The organism is Salinimicrobium oceani (assembly GCF_012037645.1).
The window spans coordinates 1-398 of the sequence record NZ_JAAVJR010000877.1 but is presented as its reverse complement, the minus strand read 5'-3'; the positions used below and the strand labels follow the sequence as shown (position 1 = coordinate 398).

The window sequence follows — 398 nt, the reverse complement described above, 5'->3', positions numbered from 1 at the left end:
ATCCTTTGCTCTTTTTCTTAGTACCGGGTCTCCGTATGCTACTATTGGTAAAACCATATCAATGTTTAAGGTTTAAGGTCTAATGTTTAATTAAAGAGTCGGATTTACGACTCATTCTTTTCTGCTTCTGATAATCTGTCCAATGATCTTTGGGCCGTTCTTCTTGAGGCAACAAAGATAGATGTTAGCTCTCTGGCTTCAGCCAGAACTTCTTCATAAGCTCCCTTCCTTAGAAGATTCTCCTCCTCAAGAAATTCAATCCAAAAAATGCATTCATCAGCTTCTTCAATTACAATACTCAATTTGGATATAAATCCTCTTTTAGTCTGTCCTAAATTTGCAGCCCTGTAATTTGCAGCCACAGAGGTACAAGCTCTTATCAATTGTTTCTGCACATG

The 398-nt window shown here is 37.7% G+C and carries 1 protein-coding gene; it reads right to left on the bottom strand.

The features are described 5' to 3' along the window. Window positions 1-104 precede the first annotated feature (104 nt). Window positions 105-398: four helix bundle protein (locus HC175_RS19845; protein WP_209310133.1), on the bottom strand; the 294-nt coding region annotated here is incomplete at its 5' end.